This window comes from Streptomyces sp. NPDC007872, assembly GCF_042868165.1.
Lineage (GTDB): Bacteria > Actinomycetota > Actinomycetes > Streptomycetales > Streptomycetaceae > Streptomyces.
On the sequence record NZ_JBIAEA010000006.1, the window covers coordinates 342440 to 359126 of the forward strand.

Annotated in this window: 15 protein-coding genes and 1 pseudogene; 14 read left to right on the plus strand and 2 right to left on the minus strand. The window is 73.2% G+C overall.

Features of this window, described 5'->3' with window-relative positions:
* Positions 1–59: 59 nt before the first annotated feature.
* The 4 genes and pseudogenes from ACFYNX_RS23445 to ACFYNX_RS23460 all read left to right on the plus strand — a co-directional run.
* Positions 60–1484, plus strand: a pseudogene (locus ACFYNX_RS23445) (S8 family peptidase); the annotation flags it as partial.
* Between the two features lie 156 nt (positions 1485–1640).
* Positions 1641–3197 (plus strand): ABC transporter substrate-binding protein, encoded by a 1557-nt coding sequence (locus ACFYNX_RS23450; RefSeq protein WP_388663782.1) that lies wholly within the window; start codon positions 1641–1643, stop codon positions 3195–3197.
* Between the two features lie 113 nt (positions 3198–3310).
* Positions 3311–4225, plus strand: coding sequence for a DMT family transporter (locus ACFYNX_RS23455; RefSeq protein ID WP_365540051.1), 915 nt, complete (start codon positions 3311–3313; stop codon positions 4223–4225).
* A 233-nt stretch (positions 4226–4458) separates the two neighbouring features.
* Positions 4459–5532, plus strand: coding sequence for a TetR family transcriptional regulator (locus ACFYNX_RS23460; protein WP_388663784.1), 1074 nt, complete (start codon positions 4459–4461; stop codon positions 5530–5532).
* Positions 5533–5728: 196 nt separating this feature from the next.
* Here the strand turns inward: ACFYNX_RS23460 and ACFYNX_RS23465 are convergent, their stop codons facing one another.
* Positions 5729–6397, minus strand: coding sequence for a TetR/AcrR family transcriptional regulator (locus ACFYNX_RS23465; protein ID WP_388663786.1), 669 nt, complete (start codon positions 6395–6397; stop codon positions 5729–5731).
* A 130-nt stretch (positions 6398–6527) separates the two neighbouring features.
* On the opposite strand from ACFYNX_RS23465, the gene ACFYNX_RS23470 reads away from it, so the two are divergent.
* The 10 genes from ACFYNX_RS23470 (at position 6528) to ACFYNX_RS23515 (ending at position 15541) form a co-directional block, all read left to right on the plus strand.
* Positions 6528–7466: a DMT family transporter gene (locus ACFYNX_RS23470; RefSeq protein WP_356546131.1), complete on the plus strand. Its 939-nt coding sequence runs from the start codon at positions 6528–6530 to the stop codon at positions 7464–7466.
* 134 nt (positions 7467–7600) lie between these two features.
* Positions 7601–8401: an MBL fold metallo-hydrolase gene (locus ACFYNX_RS23475; RefSeq protein ID WP_388663789.1), complete on the plus strand. Its 801-nt coding sequence runs from the start codon at positions 7601–7603 to the stop codon at positions 8399–8401.
* A gap of 36 nt (positions 8402–8437) precedes the next feature.
* Complete coding sequence (locus ACFYNX_RS23480) at positions 8438–9139, plus strand: DsbA family protein (protein ID WP_365540055.1); 702 nt, start codon at positions 8438–8440, stop codon at positions 9137–9139.
* A gap of 248 nt (positions 9140–9387) precedes the next feature.
* A complete protein-coding gene (locus ACFYNX_RS23485) occupies positions 9388–10566 on the plus strand; it encodes an aminotransferase class I/II-fold pyridoxal phosphate-dependent enzyme (protein WP_388663791.1) in 1179 nt (392 codons plus the stop codon).
* Complete coding sequence (locus tag ACFYNX_RS23490; protein ID WP_388663793.1) at positions 10556–11101, plus strand: DUF6190 family protein; 546 nt, start codon at positions 10556–10558, stop codon at positions 11099–11101. The genes ACFYNX_RS23485 and ACFYNX_RS23490 overlap by 11 nt, the downstream gene beginning before the upstream one ends.
* Positions 11102–11125: 24 nt before the next feature.
* Positions 11126–11929, plus strand: a complete 804-nt coding sequence (locus tag ACFYNX_RS23495; protein ID WP_365540057.1) for a dihydrodipicolinate synthase family protein — start codon at positions 11126–11128, stop codon at positions 11927–11929.
* Complete coding sequence (locus ACFYNX_RS23500; protein ID WP_125665013.1) at positions 11926–12795, plus strand: iron-containing redox enzyme family protein; 870 nt, start codon at positions 11926–11928, stop codon at positions 12793–12795. Before ACFYNX_RS23495 ends, ACFYNX_RS23500 begins: the two co-directional genes overlap by 4 nt.
* Entirely contained in the window at positions 12792–13109 is a 318-nt protein-coding gene (locus tag ACFYNX_RS23505) for a Rieske (2Fe-2S) protein (RefSeq protein WP_388663795.1), read from the plus strand. Before ACFYNX_RS23500 ends, ACFYNX_RS23505 begins: the two co-directional genes overlap by 4 nt.
* Complete coding sequence (locus tag ACFYNX_RS23510) at positions 13106–14563, plus strand: purine-cytosine permease family protein (RefSeq protein WP_388663797.1); 1458 nt, start codon at positions 13106–13108, stop codon at positions 14561–14563. The genes ACFYNX_RS23505 and ACFYNX_RS23510 overlap by 4 nt, the downstream gene beginning before the upstream one ends.
* A gap of 48 nt (positions 14564–14611) precedes the next feature.
* Positions 14612–15541, plus strand: coding sequence for a PDR/VanB family oxidoreductase (locus ACFYNX_RS23515; RefSeq protein ID WP_388663799.1), 930 nt, complete (start codon positions 14612–14614; stop codon positions 15539–15541).
* Positions 15542–15559: 18 nt separating this feature from the next.
* Here the strand turns inward: ACFYNX_RS23515 and ACFYNX_RS23520 are convergent, their stop codons facing one another.
* Complete coding sequence (locus ACFYNX_RS23520) at positions 15560–16642, minus strand: zinc-binding dehydrogenase (protein ID WP_388663944.1); 1083 nt, start codon at positions 16640–16642, stop codon at positions 15560–15562.
* Positions 16643–16687: the final 45 nt, after the last annotated feature.

Below are 16687 nucleotides of genomic sequence, written 5' to 3' on the forward strand. Positions count from 1 at the left end.
ACGTGCACGGTTTCACCCCCCTCCGCATAACCCTCGCGGTCGCGACCGCCGCCGCGGTGATGGGCACCGGCGTCGCCTTCGCCGGCGGCTCCTCGGACGCGGCCCGTCCCGCCGGCACCGGCAAGGCCGCCGCCCTCGCGACCGCTCCCGCCCCCGTGACCGCCGACGTCTCCGGTGCCACCGAGCTCGTCGACGGCTTCATCGTCGGGTACAAGTCCCAGGCGGCGGAGGCCACGTCGAACGCGGCGGTCGTGAAGGACGCCGAGGCCAAGGCCGGCAAGACCGGCGAGCCGGTCTCCTTCGAGCGCCGCCTGGGCACGGGCGCCGCCCTGGTCGAACTGCCCGAGGCCGACAAGGTCCAGGACGCGCAGAAGGTCGCGGCGGCCTTCCTGGCCGACCCCGACGTCGCCTACGTCGTCCCCGACCGCCGGGTGTACGCCACCGCGGTCGACCCCGCCGAGTACGGCTACCAGTGGGACCTGTACGAGACCACGGCCGGCATGAACGTTCCTTCGGCCTGGAAGCAGGCCACCGGCAAGGGCGTCACCGTCGCGGTCATCGACACCGGCATCACCAAGCACAGCGAGCTGAGCGCCAAGCTGCTGCCCGGCTACGACTTCATCTCCAACACCTGGACGGCCAACGACGGCGGCGGCCGCGACAACGACCCCTCCGACGCCGGCGACTGGCTGAAGACCGGCGAGTGCGGCAAGGACAAGTACGGCAACCCCGTCCCCTCCGGCGACCGGAACAGCTCCTGGCACGGCACCCACGTCGCCGGCACGATCGCCGCCGCGGCCAACGGATACGGAACGGTCGGCGTCGCCCACGAGGCCGGCATCCTGCCCGTCCGCGTCCTGGGCAGGTGCGGCGGAACGACCTCCGACATCATCGACGCCATCACCTGGGCGTCGGGCGGAACCGTGACCGGCGTGCCCGCCAACAAGAACCGCGCCGCGGTCATCAACATGAGCCTGGGCGGCGAGTTCACCTGCGACGAGGCCTACAACGCCGCGCTCAAGGGCGCCAGGGACCGGGGCACCACCGTCGTCGTGTCCGCCGGCAACGACAACAAGGACGCCGCCGCCTACAGCCCGGCCGGCTGTGCCAACGTCGTCACCGTCGCCGCCTCGGACCGCGAGGGCAACCGCGCCGCCTACTCCAACTACGGCAAGGTCGTCGACGTCACCGCGCCCGGCGGCGAGACCGCCGTACGCGACGCGGACGGCATCTGGTCCTCCCTCAACAAGGGGACCAAGTCTCCGGGCGACGAGTCCTACGCCTCCTACCAGGGCACCAGCATGGCCGCCCCGCACATCGCGGGCCTGGCCGCGCTGCTGAAGCACAAGAACTCCTCCCTCACCCCCGCCCAGATCGAGCAGACCATCAAGAACAACACCCGCGCCCTGCCCGGCACCTGCTCCGGCGGCTGCGGCGCCGGACTCTCCGACGCCGACAAGACCCTGACCGCCGTCACCACCGGCTGACCCGGGCCCCGCACCGGCCGGCCCTTCCCCCCTGATGCCCGACAGCCCCGGCGGCTTCCCCTCTGCCGGGGCTGTCCGGTGTCGCGCCGGCCGCCCGCCCCTCCCCCTCCCCACGCACGGCCTCACCCCCCCACGCAGAAGGAAGACCCTCACATGAAGCGCAGAAGCCTCGGCATCGCGGCGGGAGCCTGCGTGTTACTGGCGGCCTGCGGTTACCGGCTGCTGCCGCTGACGACCGCGGCGGAAGAGCCCCTCGTCGTCGGGACGGCGAACAGCCTCACCCACCTCGACCCCGCCGGAGGGTACGACAGCGGGTCCTGGGCGCTGTACAGCAACATCTACCAGAGCCTGCTCACCTTCGACCCCGGGGCGACCGTGCCCCGGCCCGACGCGGCCGAATCGTGCGGGTTCACCGGGCTCCTGACCACCTACCGGTGCAAGGTGCGCGACGGCCTCACGTTCTCCAACGGACATCCGGTCACCGCCGCGGCCGTGAAGCACTCGTTCGACCGCGTCCTAGAGATCCGGGACCCCCTCGGACCCTCGCCGCTGTTCGCGAACCTCCGTTCCGTGGAGGCGAGCGGTCCCTTCGTGACCTTCCACCTCGCGACGGCGGACGCCACCTGGCCCTCCAAGATCGCCACACCCGCGGGATCGATCGTCGATCCGGCCGAGTTCCCCCGGGACGGGCTCCGGACGCGGCGGACCTTCCCGGGGTCGGGGCCGTACCTCCTCTCCTCGTACGAGAAGGGCGTCCGGATCGGCCTCGTCCCGAACCCCGCGTACCGGGGAGCCGTCCCCAAGGAGGGCAAGCCGGTCGAGATCCGCTACTACCCGACCTCCCAGGAGGTGGAGAAGGCCTGGAACGCGGGGGAGATCGACGTCGCCCACGCCGGGCTCACCTCCGCGACGCTCGCCTCCCTCGAGAACGGCGGGGACGCGGACGCGCGCCTCTCCGTCGGGGAGAGCACGGTGGGCCGCTACCTCGTCCTGAACACGCGCCCGGCGCACCGCCCGCTGGGCCGGGTCGCGGCCCGCGGAGCCGTCGCCGCGCTCGTCGACCGGGGACGGCTGGCGGAGGCGGTCTTCAAGGACACCGTGTCGCCGCTCTACTCCCTCGTGCCCCGGGGCATCCCCGGGCACGGCACGGATTTCTACGACGTCTACCCCGAGTCGGACCCGGAGTGGGCGGCGCGGCGGCTGCACGACGCCGGCGTGTCCACCCCGGTGCGCATCACGCTGGGCCACCAGGTCGGCAGCGCCGCCGTCGAGGCGCGCGCGTTGAAGGCGCAACTGGAACGGAAGGGCCTGTTCCGGGTCGAACTGGTCGAGGAGCCCGACTGGGTGAGGTACCAGGAACGCTACAAGAGCGGCGAGTTCGACGCCTACGTCCTGCAGTGGAGTCCCGACTTCCCCGACCCGGACACCTTCGTCCAGCCGCTGGTGGGGAGCGGCAACACCCTTCACAACGGCTACGCGTCGGCCGAGATCGACCGCTCCATCGAGGCGACGCAGCGGTTCGTCGACCGCGACAGGAGCGTCGAGCGGTTCCGGGTGATCCAGCGGGTGGTGGCGAAGGACGTTCCGCTGGTGCCCCTGTGGCAGAAGAAGACCTACGTGGTGACCCGCCCGGCGGTCACCGGAGGCCATTACCTCGTCGCGGACGACAGCGGCGTGTGGCGGCTGTGGGAGCTGGGCCGGCAGCGGTAGACGGTGCGGAGCCGTCCTCTCGGACTCCCGGTCCCGGTCCCGGTCCCGGTCCCGGTCCCGGTCTCGAGGATATTGCGGTGAGTGCCGAAGGGTCCACCGCCTACCGTCGGGGCATGCAGAAGTCATCCCCCCGGCTCGCGCTCGTCGCGGCCGGTGTCACCGTCGTCCTGTGGGCCTCGGCCTTCGTCTCCATCCGCAGCGCGGGTGCCGCCTACTCCCCCGGCGCGCTCGCGCTCGGGCGGCTCCTCTCCGGGGTCCTGGTCCTCGGCGCCGTCCTCCTGGTGCGGCGCGAGGGGCTGCCGCCCCGGGCGGCCTGGCCGGGGATCGCGGTCTCGGGCCTGCTCTGGTTCGGGGTGTACATGGTGGTGCTCAACTGGGGCGAGCAGGAGGTCGACGCGGGCACGGCCGCGATGGTGGTGAACATCGGCCCGATCCTGATCGCCCTGCTCGGCGCGCGGTTCCTCGGGGAGTCCCTGCCGCCCCGGCTGCTCGCGGGCATGGCCGTGTCGTTCGCGGGCGCGGTGACCGTCGGCCTCTCGATGTCCCGGGACTCCTCCGGCGGCCACGCCTCGGTGCTGGGGGTCGCGCTCTGCCTGCTCGCCGCGGTGGCGTACGCGGGCGGGGTCGTCGCCCAGAAGCCGGCGCTCGCGCACGGCAGCGCGCTCCAGGTGACGACGTTCGGGTGCCTGGTGGGGGCGGTGGCGTGCCTGCCGTTCGCCGGGCAGTTGGCCGGGGAGGTGGGGCGGGCGCCGCTGTCGGCGACCCTGAACATGGTCTACCTCGGGGTGTTCCCGACCGCGCTGGCCTTCACGACCTGGGCCTACGCCCTGGCCCGTACGACCGCCGGGCGGATGGGCGCGACGACGTACGCCGTGCCCGCGCTCGTGGTGCTGCTCGCGTGGGCGTTCCTGGGCGAACTGCCCGGGGCGCTCACCCTCGCCGGGGGCGCGCTGTGCCTCGCGGGCGTGGCCGTCTCCCGTTCCCGGCCACGACGTTCCGCCGCCACCGGAACGGCCGAATCCACCTGACGGCCCGGACTGCCGGTTCCGGTCACTTCGCGGGCGTCCGGCGCGGGTCGTACGTCCGCGACCTGGGAGGCGTACACCCGTCAACCCCCCAATTCCGGCCGTGCGTACGGTGGGCGACGTTTCGCCACCGTCCGGCCGGATAGTTTCGAGTCGGCCACGGGCACGTGCCCGGACACAGCACTCCGACACAGCACTCCGACACCTTCTGCACCACCAAGCCGACGGGGGAGCCGATGGCGATACAGCAACGGGCAGAGCGGACGAGACAGGAGATCCTGTCGGCCGCCGCGCGGGTGTTCGACAGATGGGGATACGAGCGGGCGTCCCTGGCGAGAATCGCCGGGGACGCCCGCGTGACGACGGGAGCCCTGGTCTTCCACTTCGCGACGAAGGCGGACCTGGCGGTCGCGGTGCGCGCCCGGGCCCGCGCGGTCACCGGCATCACCGTCGAGTCGGCCTGCTTATCGGCCGAGGGGGTGGGCGGCACGGCGGTCGACAAGCTGGTGATCACCACCCACGCCCTCATCCGGCTCTTCGAGACCGATCCCGTGGCCCGGGCCGGCGAGCGCCTGGCCCGCGAGCTCCAGCCGACCGATCCCGCCTCCTCGCGCGACTGCCCCTGGCGCCGCGAGGTGAGCCGGCTGGCGCGGTACGCGGTGGCGGAGAAGGCCCTGCGTCCCGGCGTGGACGCGACGGCGGTCGCGACGCTGATCGGCTACGTGGTCACCGGGGTCGAGCTGGAGATGCGCTGTCCGTGTCCCCCGGCCGACGCGCTCCGGCTCCTCGGCGACGGCGGGCCGCAGGGTCCGTGCGTCCCCGAGAGCGGTGCCCTGCACGGCTCCGCCGAGGAACGGCTCCGCCGCATCTGGGAGTTGATCCTGCCCGGCCTCGTCCACCCGGCCGCCCAGCCGCCGCAGGGACCCGCGGACACCCCGCGGAAGCCCGGCCCGGCCTCGACCCCGGCACCCCTCGCGCCGGGGCAGACGTCGTACGGCCCCGCCCCGGCCCCCGCTCCCCACCCGCAGGGCCCCCCTCCCCAGGGCCCGCACGCCCCGACCCCGCGCACCGCCACGCCGGGTCCGCGCCCCCAGCCCCCGCGCACCGCCACGCCGGGCCCCCACGCCCAGCCCCCGCGCACCCCCGCCACCCCGGGCCTTCACCCCCCGGCCCCGCGCACCGCCGCGCCGGGCCCCCACGCCCAGGGGCAGGCGCCCCGTCCGACGCCGGGCCCCACGCCCCCGCCCCGGCCGGCCCCGCACGCCCCGCGTCCCGCCGCCCCGCACACCTCACGGCCCACGCCGGCCTGAGCGGCACCGGACCGAGGACACCGGCAGCCCGAGCGGCACCGGGCCGAGGGCATCGACGGACCGAGCCCCCGTCGGTGCCACCCGGCCCCGGCCCCCTGTGAGAAGTCCACGCCTCCCGCGAGAAGCCCGCGCTCCCCGCGAGAGGTCCGCGCTCCCCGCGAGAGGTCCGCCCCCGGCGTCCCCGCCCGAGGGTCCGTCAGCGCCCGTCCCCCGACCGCAGCAGTTGGCGGGCGAAGGCCGTCAGCGAGCGGCCGACGCGCTCGGCCGACAGGCCGAGTTCGTGCCGCTGGAACTGGAAGAGCTCCGGCGCCAGCGGGCTGAGCGCGATGTCGATCAGCGGGTCGGGGTCCTCGACCCCGTGGTCGACGAGGAGCGTCCGGACGTGGACGCGCCAGAAGCCGTACGCGCCCGTCCGGAAGCGCGCCGCCCCCGTCTCCGCCCCCAGGGCCAGCGGCAGGTGCCGTTCGAGGAGGTCCAGCATCGCCAGGTAGAACGCCGCGAGCCGCTCCCCCGCCGGGGCGCCGGGCCCGAGCGGCGGGGGTCCGTAGATGAGCTGCCCCTGGAGCCGGCGTTCGTGCTCGTCGAGCAGCGCCACGGCGACCGAGGGCGGATCGGGGAAGCTCCGGTACAGCGTGGCGCGGCCCACCCCGGCGGCCTTGGCGATCCGGTCCATGGTGACCGTCCGGGGGTCCTGTTCGGCGAAGAGCCGCTCGGCCGCGGCCAGGATCTGGGCGCGGTTGCGTTCGGCGTCCGCGCGTCTGCGCGGGGCGACCGGCCGTTCGTCCGCGGCCTGGAGGTCGCCGAGGAGACCGTCGACCCGGTGCACGGCGTCGGCTCCGCCGCCCCGCTGCTCGTCGTCGCTCATGGGCCCGACCCTACTTCCCTCAAGTTCTCCCCAAGATAAGTGGACACCTTGTCCACTTGCCGTGTCGAGTGGCATGCTAAACGGACTCAGTGTCCACTTACCGCTCGCCATCCCGCCCCAGGGAGATCCCATGCACACCGCGCTCCTCGCCGCGGCCCTGCTGGTCGGCTGCCTCCTGGCCGTCCAGGCCTCGGTGAACCTCCAGCTCAACTCGGCCGTCGGCACCCCCTACGGCGCCTCGACCATCCAGCTCGGCGTCGCCACCGGCCTGCTCGTCGTCCTCGCCGTGGCGGCCGGCGCGCTCGGCGCGCTCGGCAAGCTGCCCGACGTCGAGCCCTGGCAACTGCTCGGGGGGCTCGCCAGCCCGCTCTACATCACCAGCGGCATCCTGCTCTTCCCCCGGCTCGGCGCCCTCGCCGCCGTGGGGCTCTTCGTGACCGGCCAGATGTTCGCCTCGCTCGCGCTCGACCTCTTCGGCCTCCTCGGCCTGGAGCGGAAGGAGCTCAGCGCCGGCATCGTCCTGGGCGCCGTGGCGGTCCTCGCGGGCATCGTCGTGATCATCCGGGGCATGAAGGCCGCGGCCCCCGCCGGTGCCCCCAGGATGTCGAGCGCCGGCCGTGCCGGCTGGCTCGCCCTCGGCGTCGTGGCCGGCGGCGTGCTGCCGATCCAGGGCGCGGTCAACGCCCAACTGCGCGCCCAGCTCAAGGAGCCCATCACCGTCGCGGTGATCAGCTTCGCCGTGGCGACCTTCACCATCGCCGTCGTCCTGCTCGTGCTCTACGCGACGCGGCGCACCCCCAAGCCCAAGATCGCCCCGCTGAAGAAGATGCCCTGGTGGGGCTGGCTGGGTGGCGCCTGTGCCGCCGCCTACGTCACCGGCACCTTCCTGCTCATCCCGTCCATCGGCGCTGCGGTGACCATCGCCCTCACCGTGACGGGCCAGCAGCTCACCTCCGCCCTCATCGACCACAAGGGCCTGTTCAAGCTGCCGCAGCGCTCCCTCACCAAGCCGCGCGCCCTGGGCCTCGCCCTGCTGATCGCCGGCTCCCTGACCATCCAGCTCGTCTGATCCCGGGCCGGAGTCCCCGGGGCCCCCGCCCGGGGCTCCGGCCCGTCCGACCCGTCCGGCGCGTCGCGGAAGGCGCGCCGCAGGAGGCGCGCCCGCACCCGGCGCGCCATGAGGTGCGTCACGAAAGGTGCGTCATGAAAGCGTCCTACACCGCCGGGCCGGACATCCACGTCCTCCCCTCGGCCCTGCCCATCCCCGACCTCGGCGACCAGCCGGTGAACGCCTTCCTCGTACGGTCCGGACAGCCCGTCCTGGTGGACACCGGCATGCCCGTCGACCGGGAGGGCTTCCTGGACTCCCTCCGGTCGCTGATCGACCCCGCCGAGCTGCGCTGGATCGTCGTCACCCACGACGACCGCGACCACACCGGCGCCCTCGCCCGCCTCCTGGAGGACGCGCCGAACGCCAGGGTGCTCGCCAACGCGATATCGGTGACACGCATATCCGAGGAGTTCGGCATTCCGCAGGACCGCCTGGTGACCGCGAACCCGGGAAGCCGGACGAAAATAGGCGACCGCGAGCTGAGTTTTCACCGGCCGCCCACGTTCGATTCACCCGGAACCCTCGCCGTGTTCGACCACTCCGACGGCACCCTCTACAGCTCCGACAGTTTCGGCACCGTCGTGGAGGAGATAACGGAGGACTTCGCCGAGCTGGCCGAGGAGGAGTTCTTCCACGGCTTCGAGGTCCTGAACCGGGCGATAGCCCCCTGGACCGCCCTGGTCGACGAGGCGAAGTTCCTCCGCCCGGTGCGCGAGCTCGCCGCCCTGCGGCCCGCGCGCCTGCTGAGCGCGCACGGGCCGACCGTGCGCGAGGACGCCGTGCCCCGGCTCTTCGACGCCATGGCCCGCATCCCCTCCCTGCCCGCCTGGCTGCCCGGCGCCGACCTCGACCTCGAGGCGGCGCTCGACGCCCACGAGTCCCCCTCCGGCTGAGCCCCCGCTCCGCCCGCACACGAACCGAGGAGAACCATGTCCGACTCCGTCCTCACCGATCCGACCCCGCCGCGCGGGGTCGTCACCGTCTTCTCCGACATCTGGTGTTCCTTCGCGCACATCGCCGTCCACCGGTTGCACGCCACCCGGGCCCGCCTCGGTCTGGAGGAGCAGGTCTCCTTCGACCTGCGCGCCTTCCCGCTGGAGCTGCTGAACGACGCCCCGAGCCCGCGCCCCGGCACGGACAGCGAGGTCGCCCGGATGGCCAGCCTGGAGCCGGCCGCCGGCTGGCAGCTCTGGCAGGCCAAGGACTGGCTGTACCCCTCGACGACGCTGCCCGCCCTGGAGGCGGTCCTCGCCGCCAAGGAGCAGGGCCTGCGCGCGTCGGAGCAGCTCGACCTCGGGCTGCGGCGGGCCTTCTGGGCCGAGTCGCGGTGCATCAGCCACCGCAAGGTGATCCTGGACGTGGCCGCGGACACCGGCGCGGTGGACGTCGACGCGCTCGCCGAGGCGCTGGACGACGGGCGGGCCCGCCGGGACCTCGCGGACCAGGCCGCGCTCTCCCGGACCGACCGGATCAACTGCAGCCCCCACCTGTTCCTGTCCGACGGCTCCGACCACGCCAACCCCGGCATCGACGTGGGCTGGGAGGGCGCGTACGGCATCGGCTGGCCGGTGATCGCCTCCGACGACCCGAAGGTATACGAGGACATCCTGCTCCAGGCCGCCACCGAATAGCGTCCGCCGAATACCGGCCACTGATTGGTTGAATTCTCTTCCATAACCGACCGAACATCGGGTACGACGGCCAGGCGTTCCTCCGGGAGGAATGCCTGGCCGTCGTACCTTTTTTTCGCGTTCATAACATCGCGGTGATTATTAATTGCGTGACCCGGCCGTTATTCGCAAGGGCGCTCGAAGCTCCTACAGTCGTCCCCGCCGCCGGAATTCCGGACGCAGATTCGCATCGACAGCGGGAGTCCTTCATGTCGTTGACCGACAAGGCAGACGTCAGCACGTTCGTCGACCTCACCCAGCACGAGATCGAAGCCCTGAAGACCCGGTTCAACCTGGCCGACGCGCACACCCACCAGCGTCAGTCCGCCTCCCAGGAGCGGATCGTCTCGCGGCTCCCCGAGCTGTGGCACGAGTCCGAGTCGAAGCAGCAGGCCCACTTCGAGCGCCGGTTCCTGGACGCGTTCTTCCGGCTGCACCGGCAGCCGACCGCCCGCGCCATGGACCGCACGCTCCTGTCGTACTCCGCCAGCGTCTCGACCATGGTCGCCGGCATGTTCCTCAAGCAGCGCGGCATGTCCGTCCAGTTGGTCGAGCCCTGCTTCGACAACCTCGTGGACCTGCTGCGCAACATGCAGGTGCCGCTCGGCCCCGTGGACGAGTCGGTGCTGCACGACAAGGACGCCATCTACGACCGGCTGTCCGAGGCGATCGACGCGGACGCGATCTACCTCGTCGACCCGAACAACCCCACCGGCTTCACCCTGCTCGCCGAGAAGCTGGAGGGCTTCCGCGAGGTCGTCCGCTACTGCGTGGACCACGACAAGGTCCTGGTGATGGACTTCTGCTTCGCCTCCTTCGCGCTGTGCGACGAGGGCATCGGCCGGGTGGACGTCTACGAACTCCTGGAGGAGTCCGGCGTCACGTACATGGTCATGGAGGACACCGGGAAGACCTGGCCGATCCAGGACGCCAAGTGTGCCATGATCACCGCCAGCCGGAACATCCAGGAGGAGGTCTACAACCTCCACACCAGCGTCCTCCTGAACGTCTCGCCCTTCGTCCTCAACATGGTCACGCAGTACGTCGAGGACTCCATCGCCGACGGCTTCGCCTCCGTCCGCGACATCATCACCACCAACGCCGCGGCCGCCCGCGCCGCCCTCGACGGCACGATCCTGGAGTTCCAGGAGCCGGTCGTCGGCACCAGCGTCGCCTGGTTCCGGATCACCTCCGAGGAGCTGACCGCCACCCGTCTCCAGGCCGTCCTCTTCGACGAGGAGGTGTACGTCCTGCCGGGCACCTTCTTCTACTGGAACAGCAAGGAGAAGGGCGAGCGGTACGTCCGGCTGGCCCTGGCCCGCGAGCCCGAGGTGTTCGCCGGCGCCATGGACCGGATGCGGAAGGTGCTCGAGCGCTATGCGGCCTGACACCGACGCCGTGACCTTCGTGGACGCCGCCCTCTTCATGGGCATGCACAGCGAGGACGACGCCGTCCGGCGCGCCGCCAAGGCCTTCTTCATCGGCCGGCTCGCCGCCGGGAAGGCCGGACGGGTCGTCATGAGCTGGGAGCAGGTCGGCCGCTGCGACGACCTCGTGTGGGGATACGACCGGAAGACGCAGGACGAGTACTACCCCTTCATGGACGTCCTCCACACCGACCTCGCCGTCGAGCGGACCGGCTACGAGGAGGCGGACGTCCGCCGGGCCTTCACCGCGCCCGAGCTGGACGGCCTGCCCGCCCACGAGCGGCTGCTGCTCGCCCAGGTCGTCCACCGCGGGGGCGTCCTGCACACGGCGAGCCCCCGGCTGCTGCGGACGGCCGGCCTGCCCGTCGCACCGCTCGCCCCGGCGGGCGCCCCCTCCCGCGGCGGGGACCCCGGCGGGGAGCCGGCGTTCCCCGCGTACCTGGAGGACCTCTACCGGCGGTCGCTGGTGCTGACGGTCCCCTCCGACACCCTCTGAACGGACCCCGGAAAGGCCCCCTCCATGTCTGGCACCTACTCCGGGACGATCGTCCCGCTGATCACCCCCCTCGACGAGCACGGCACCGTCGACGAGCAGAGCGTCGCCCGCCTCGTGGACCACGTCCGCGCCGAGGTCACCGGCCTCATGCCGGCCCTGACCTCCGGCGAGGGCTGGAAGCTCGACGCCCGGCAGTGGCGGGACGTCGTCGCGTACACCGTGAGACACGCCGGCGGGCTGCCCGTCCTCGCCGGCATCCAGCTCCCCGACACCGCCTCGGTGATCGACCGGGCCCGCACCGCCGTCGAGCTCGGCGTCGACGCCGTCGTGGTCACCACCCCGTTCGGCGCCGACGTGACGCAGGACGGGATCGTCGACCACTACCGGGCCATCCGCGCCGCCCTCGACATACCCGTCTTCCTCTACAACGAGGAGGCGCTGTCGGGCAACCGCATCGAGTTCGACACCCTGCTGCGGATCTGCGAGATCCCCGGGATCGTCGGCATCAAGGAGTCCAGCGGCGACGCCGCCTTCACCCGGAAGACGGCCGACGCCGGCACCGGCATCCCGGTCTTCGAGGGCTGGGAGAACCTCCTCGCCGACGTCCGCGGCGTCGACGGCTTCATCGGCCCGCTGGCCAACCTCGAACCCGCCCTGTGCAACGCGATGCTGGTCGACCCCACCCCGGAGCGCCAGGCGGAGCTCAACGCCGTCTGCGAGCGGTACGGCGTCTTCCGCGACGACTGGTACCGCTGGGTCAAGAAGGAACTGCACGAGCGCGGCGTGATCTCCTCGCCCACCACCCACGAGGAGGCGACGGCGGCATGAGCGGCCTCCCCTCCGCCTCCGCCCCCGTGGCCGCGCACTCGGTCACGGCCCCGGCCGCGACCGCCCAGCGCGACCTGCACGCCCTCTACCGGCGGGTGCCCAGCCTCGGGGACTACGGGTCGATGACCGCGATCGAGGAACGGTGGATCCTGCCCAAGGCGCGCGCGTACGAGGCGTCCGCGCCCCGGTTCGGCTCGGCCGGCGAACTCCTCGGCGCCCTGAAGGACTTCCTCGCCGAGGAGGAGGCCGCGCTCCCCGAGAGCGCCACCTTCCTCGCCGAGCACGCCACCCGGGAGCAGTTCACGACGGTGGTGCGGCAGTTCGCCCTCGACGGGCTCACCGAGTCCGAGTCCCTGCTGCCGGTCGTGCCCCGGCTGCCGTACCGCTCGGCGATGGCGGTCTTCCGGGTCCTCATCGACGAACTCGGCTGCGGCAACGAGGAGAAGGCGCACTCCCAGCTCTACCGGGACCTGCTGACCGAACTCGGTCTGAGCCTGCGCCTGGAGGACTACCTCGACGAGACGGTCCCCGAGTGCTACGCGTACGTCAACATGTTCCACTGGCTGGCGAGCCGGGCGTCCTCGCCCCAGTACTTCCTGGGCGCGTACGCCTACTTCGAGACCAGCGTCCTGTACGCCTTCCAGAGCTTCGCGCGGGCGGCCCGGCGGCTCGGGATCAGGAACGACGCCTACTACACCGAGCACCTCTACATCGACGCGTACCACAGCGGTCACATGCGGACGGCGATCCGCGCGCTCGACGAGCCGGACCTCGCGAAGATCTGGGCGGGCGTGCGGCTGGCCTCCGACATCGTCGGCACGGCCACGGAGGCGGCCGTGGCGCGGGCGCGGGAGACCGTCGCATGACGGCCGTGCCCGTCGGACGGCGGCGGGACGACGAGCCGGTCGTCCGCCAGGTGACCGAGGACCTGGTCCTGGTCGAGACCGGCGGCCGGAAGGTCCTCGCGGCCGCCGTCTGCCCCCACCGCGGGGGCCGGCTCAAGTACGGCAGGGTCGACGGGGACAGGCTGCGCATCACCTGCCCCCTGCACCACACGACCTTCGACCTGACCAGCGGGGAGCGTCTCTCGGGGGCGGCGTGCGCCGCCCTCCGGGTGGTCGACGTCCTGCCCGGCCAGGACGTCACCGCTCCCGACCCCTCCTCCGGAGGCGCCCCGTGACCACCACACCGACCGGGGCGGCGTCCACCGCGACGCCGCCCCGTGCGGCCACGGCCGGGCACGACGGCGTCGCGCCCGTGCCCGACGCCGAACGCACCTCGTCCCCGGCCGACTTCGGCTGGATCTGGCCGTCCGCGCAGTTCTCGTTCGGCACGGTCGTGCTCGGCGCGCTGCCCGTGGTCTTCGGCCTCGGCTGGTGGGCCTCGGCGAGCGCCATCGCGGTGGGCGTCGCCGTCGGCACGGTGCTGCTCGCGCCGCTGGCCCGGTTCGGCGTCCGCACCGGCACCAACGACCCCGTCTCCAGCGGGGCCCACTTCGGGGTGCGGGGCAGGGTCGTCGGCAACGTCCTCACGGTGGTGACCGCGCTCGGCTTCTTCGCCATCGCCGTGTGGACCGGCGGCACCGCCGTCATGGTGGCGGGGCACCGGCTGCTGTCCACCCCGACGGGTCCGGGGCCGCTGACCGTCGCGATGTTCGTGACGGCGGCGGCGGTCGCGCTGGTGGCCGTGCGCGGCCACGAGACCCTCGTCCGCACGTACCGGATCACCGCCGTCACCGGCGGGGCGGTCCTGCTCGGCACCGTCCTGGTCCTCGCCCCGGACTTCGACCCGGGGTACGGCGGCGGTCCGCTCGCCCTGGACGGCGTCCCGCACACCTGGCTGCTGGCGGCGACCGCCTCCGCGACCGTGCCGCTGTCCTACGCCACCTTCCAGGGCGACTACACCCGCTTCATGCCGACCTCCGTCCGGCCGGGGCGGGTGGCCCGGGCGAGCGGCGTGTCCATGTTCCTCAGCAGTCTCGCCGCGCTGCTCACCGGCGCGTACGTGACGACCCTCTTCCCGGTGCCCGACGAGCCGTGGCTCCAGGGCCTGACGGACGCGGTGCCCGACTGGTTCGCGGTGGCGGTGGTGCTCTTCGGCTTCGCGGGCACCCTGCCGCAGGCCGGCCTCTGCCTGTACGCGGCGGGGCTCTCCGCCAACTCGGTGTTCTGGCGCTCCTCCCGGGCCGCGGTGACCACGGTGGTCGCGCTGCTCGCCGGGGCCGTGCTGTACCTGGGGGCAGTGGTGTACGACGCCATGAACGCGATGTCGGCGTTCGTGACGCTGCTGCTCACCGTCGTCGCGCCGTGGGCGGCCGTGCTCTTCGTCGGGTACGGACTCCACCGGGGCCGGTACGACGCGGAGGCGCTTCGCTCGTTCACCACGGGCGGGGGCGGGCGGTACTGGTACGCGCGCGGGGTCAACCCGCGGGCCGCCACCGCCTTCGCGGCGGGCTCCGCCGTCGGGATCCTGTGGGTCAACAACCCCTTGTACGTGGGCCCGCTGACCGACCTCACCGGCGGCGTGGACCTGAGCCTGCCGGCCTCCTTCACGGTGGCGGCGGTGCTGTACGGGGTGCTGTGCCGGATGTGGCCGGAGCCGCTCCTCCCGCCGCCGGCGGGCGCCGCGCGCTGACCCCGCACCTCCCCTCCTTCCCCGTCCCCCTCTGCTGCGAGGTGTCGCATGTCCGTGTTCCAGTTGACGGTCCGGTCGGTCGTCCGGGAGGCCGAGGGCGTCCTGGGGCTCCTGCTCGCCGACCCCGCGGGCGCCGACCTGCCCCCGTGGGAACCCGGCGCGCACCTGGAGGTCACCCTGCCGTCCGGGGCGGTCCGGCACTACTCGCTGTGCGGCGACCCGGGCGACCGGGGCGCCTACCGGCTCGGGGTGCTGCGGGAGCCGGCGGGCCGGGGCGGTTCGGAGGAGGTGCACGCCTCCGTGGGGCCGGGCACGGTCCTCGGGGTGCGGGGGCCGTTCAACCGCTTCCCGCTGGTGCCCGCCGAGCGGTACCTGTTCGTCGCGGGCGGCATCGGCATCACCCCGCTCCTTCCGATGGTCCGCTCCCTGCCCCCGGGCTCCTGGTCCCTGCTCTACGGGGGCCGGAGCCTGGCGTCGATGGCGTACCGCGAGGAGCTGGCGGGACTGCCCGGGGTGACGCTGGTGCCGCAGGACACGGAGGGGCTCCTCGACCTGGACGCCGCCCTCGGGGGGCTGCCCCCGTCGACGGCCGTCTACTGCTGCGGTCCGGAGGGGCTGCTGCGGGCGGTGGAGGAGCGCTGGGAGGGGCCGCTGCACATGGAGCGGTTCGGGGCGGCGGTCGTCCCGGCGGCGGACTCCGGGGGCTCCGGGGGTGGTTTCGAGGTGGAGCTGCGCCGGAGCGGCCGGACGGTCCGGGTGGAGCCGGGGCGGAGCCTGCTCGACGCCGTGCGGGAGGTGGTGCCGGGCGTGGCGTACTCCTGCGAGGAGGGGTGGTGCGGCACCTGCGAGACGAAGGTGCTCGCGGGGACGCCCGAGCACCACGACTCCGTCCTCGGCGAGGAGGAGAAGGCGGCGGGGGCCTCGATGATGATCTGCGTGGGCCGCTCGCGCGGCCCACGCCTCGTCCTCGATCTGTGACCGGGGTCCGTACGGGTCTCAGGGGAAGACGACCAGGGCCCGGCCGCCCTTGCCCGCGAGCATGTTGTCGAAGGCGCCGGGGATGCCGTCCAGGGTGATCCGCTCGGTGACGAGGGACCTCAGGTCGAACCGTCCGGCCCGGATGTGCTCGGCGAGGACCGGCAGGTCCTCGGCCGGGTTCGAGTTGCCGTAGACGCAGCCGGCCAGGGTGCGGCCCCAGTGGAAGATCTCCAGGGCGTTGAACGTCACCTGCTGGTCCTTGCCGCCGATGCCGACGACCGTGGTCCGGCCGCCGCGCCGGGTGGACTCCCAGGCGGTGCGGATGGTGACGGCGCGGCCCACGCACTCCACGGCCACGTCGACGCCCTGCCCGCCGGTCAGCCTCCTGACGTCCTTCGCCGTGGTGTCGGAGGCGACGACGTACGCGGTGGCCCCGGCCGCCCTCGCGAGCGCCTCCTTCTCCGGGGAGACGTCCACGGCGACGATCGTCGAGGCGCCCGCGATCCGGGCGGCCTGGAGCGCGGCGAGGCCGACGCCGCCGACGCCGTACACCGCGACGGTCTCGCCCTCCCGGACCCGGGCGGAGTGGTGGACCGCGCCCCAGCCGGTGAGGACGGCGCAGCCGAGCAGGGCGGCGTCGGCGAGCGGGACGCCGTCGGGCACGGGCAGGACGCAGCGGGCGGCGACGACCGTCTCCTCCGCGAAGGCGGCGACGTTGAGTCCGGGGTGGAGCTCGGTGCCGTCCTGGGTGCGGGCGTGGACGTTGCCCGCACCGGTCAGGGCGTCGGCGCAGAGCCAGACCTCGCCGAGCGAGCAGGGGTGACAGGTGCCGCAGGAGGGCGCCCAGTTGAGGACGACCTCGTCGCCGGGGGCGACCTGCGTGACGCCCTCGCCGACGGAGACGACGGTGCCGGAGCCCTCGTGGCCGAGGACGGCCGGGACCGGTACGCGCATGGTGCCGTTGGAGAGGGAGAGGTCGGAGTGGCACACCCCGGCGGCGGCGAGGCGGACCCGGACCTGCCCGGGGCCGGGCTCCGGGAGCTCGATGTCGGCTATCTCCAGCGGAGCGCCGACGGCGGGCAGGACGGCGGCGCGGATCAGGCTCACGTGCGGTGCTCCTCGGGGCTCGGAACTGCGGGAAGGGGG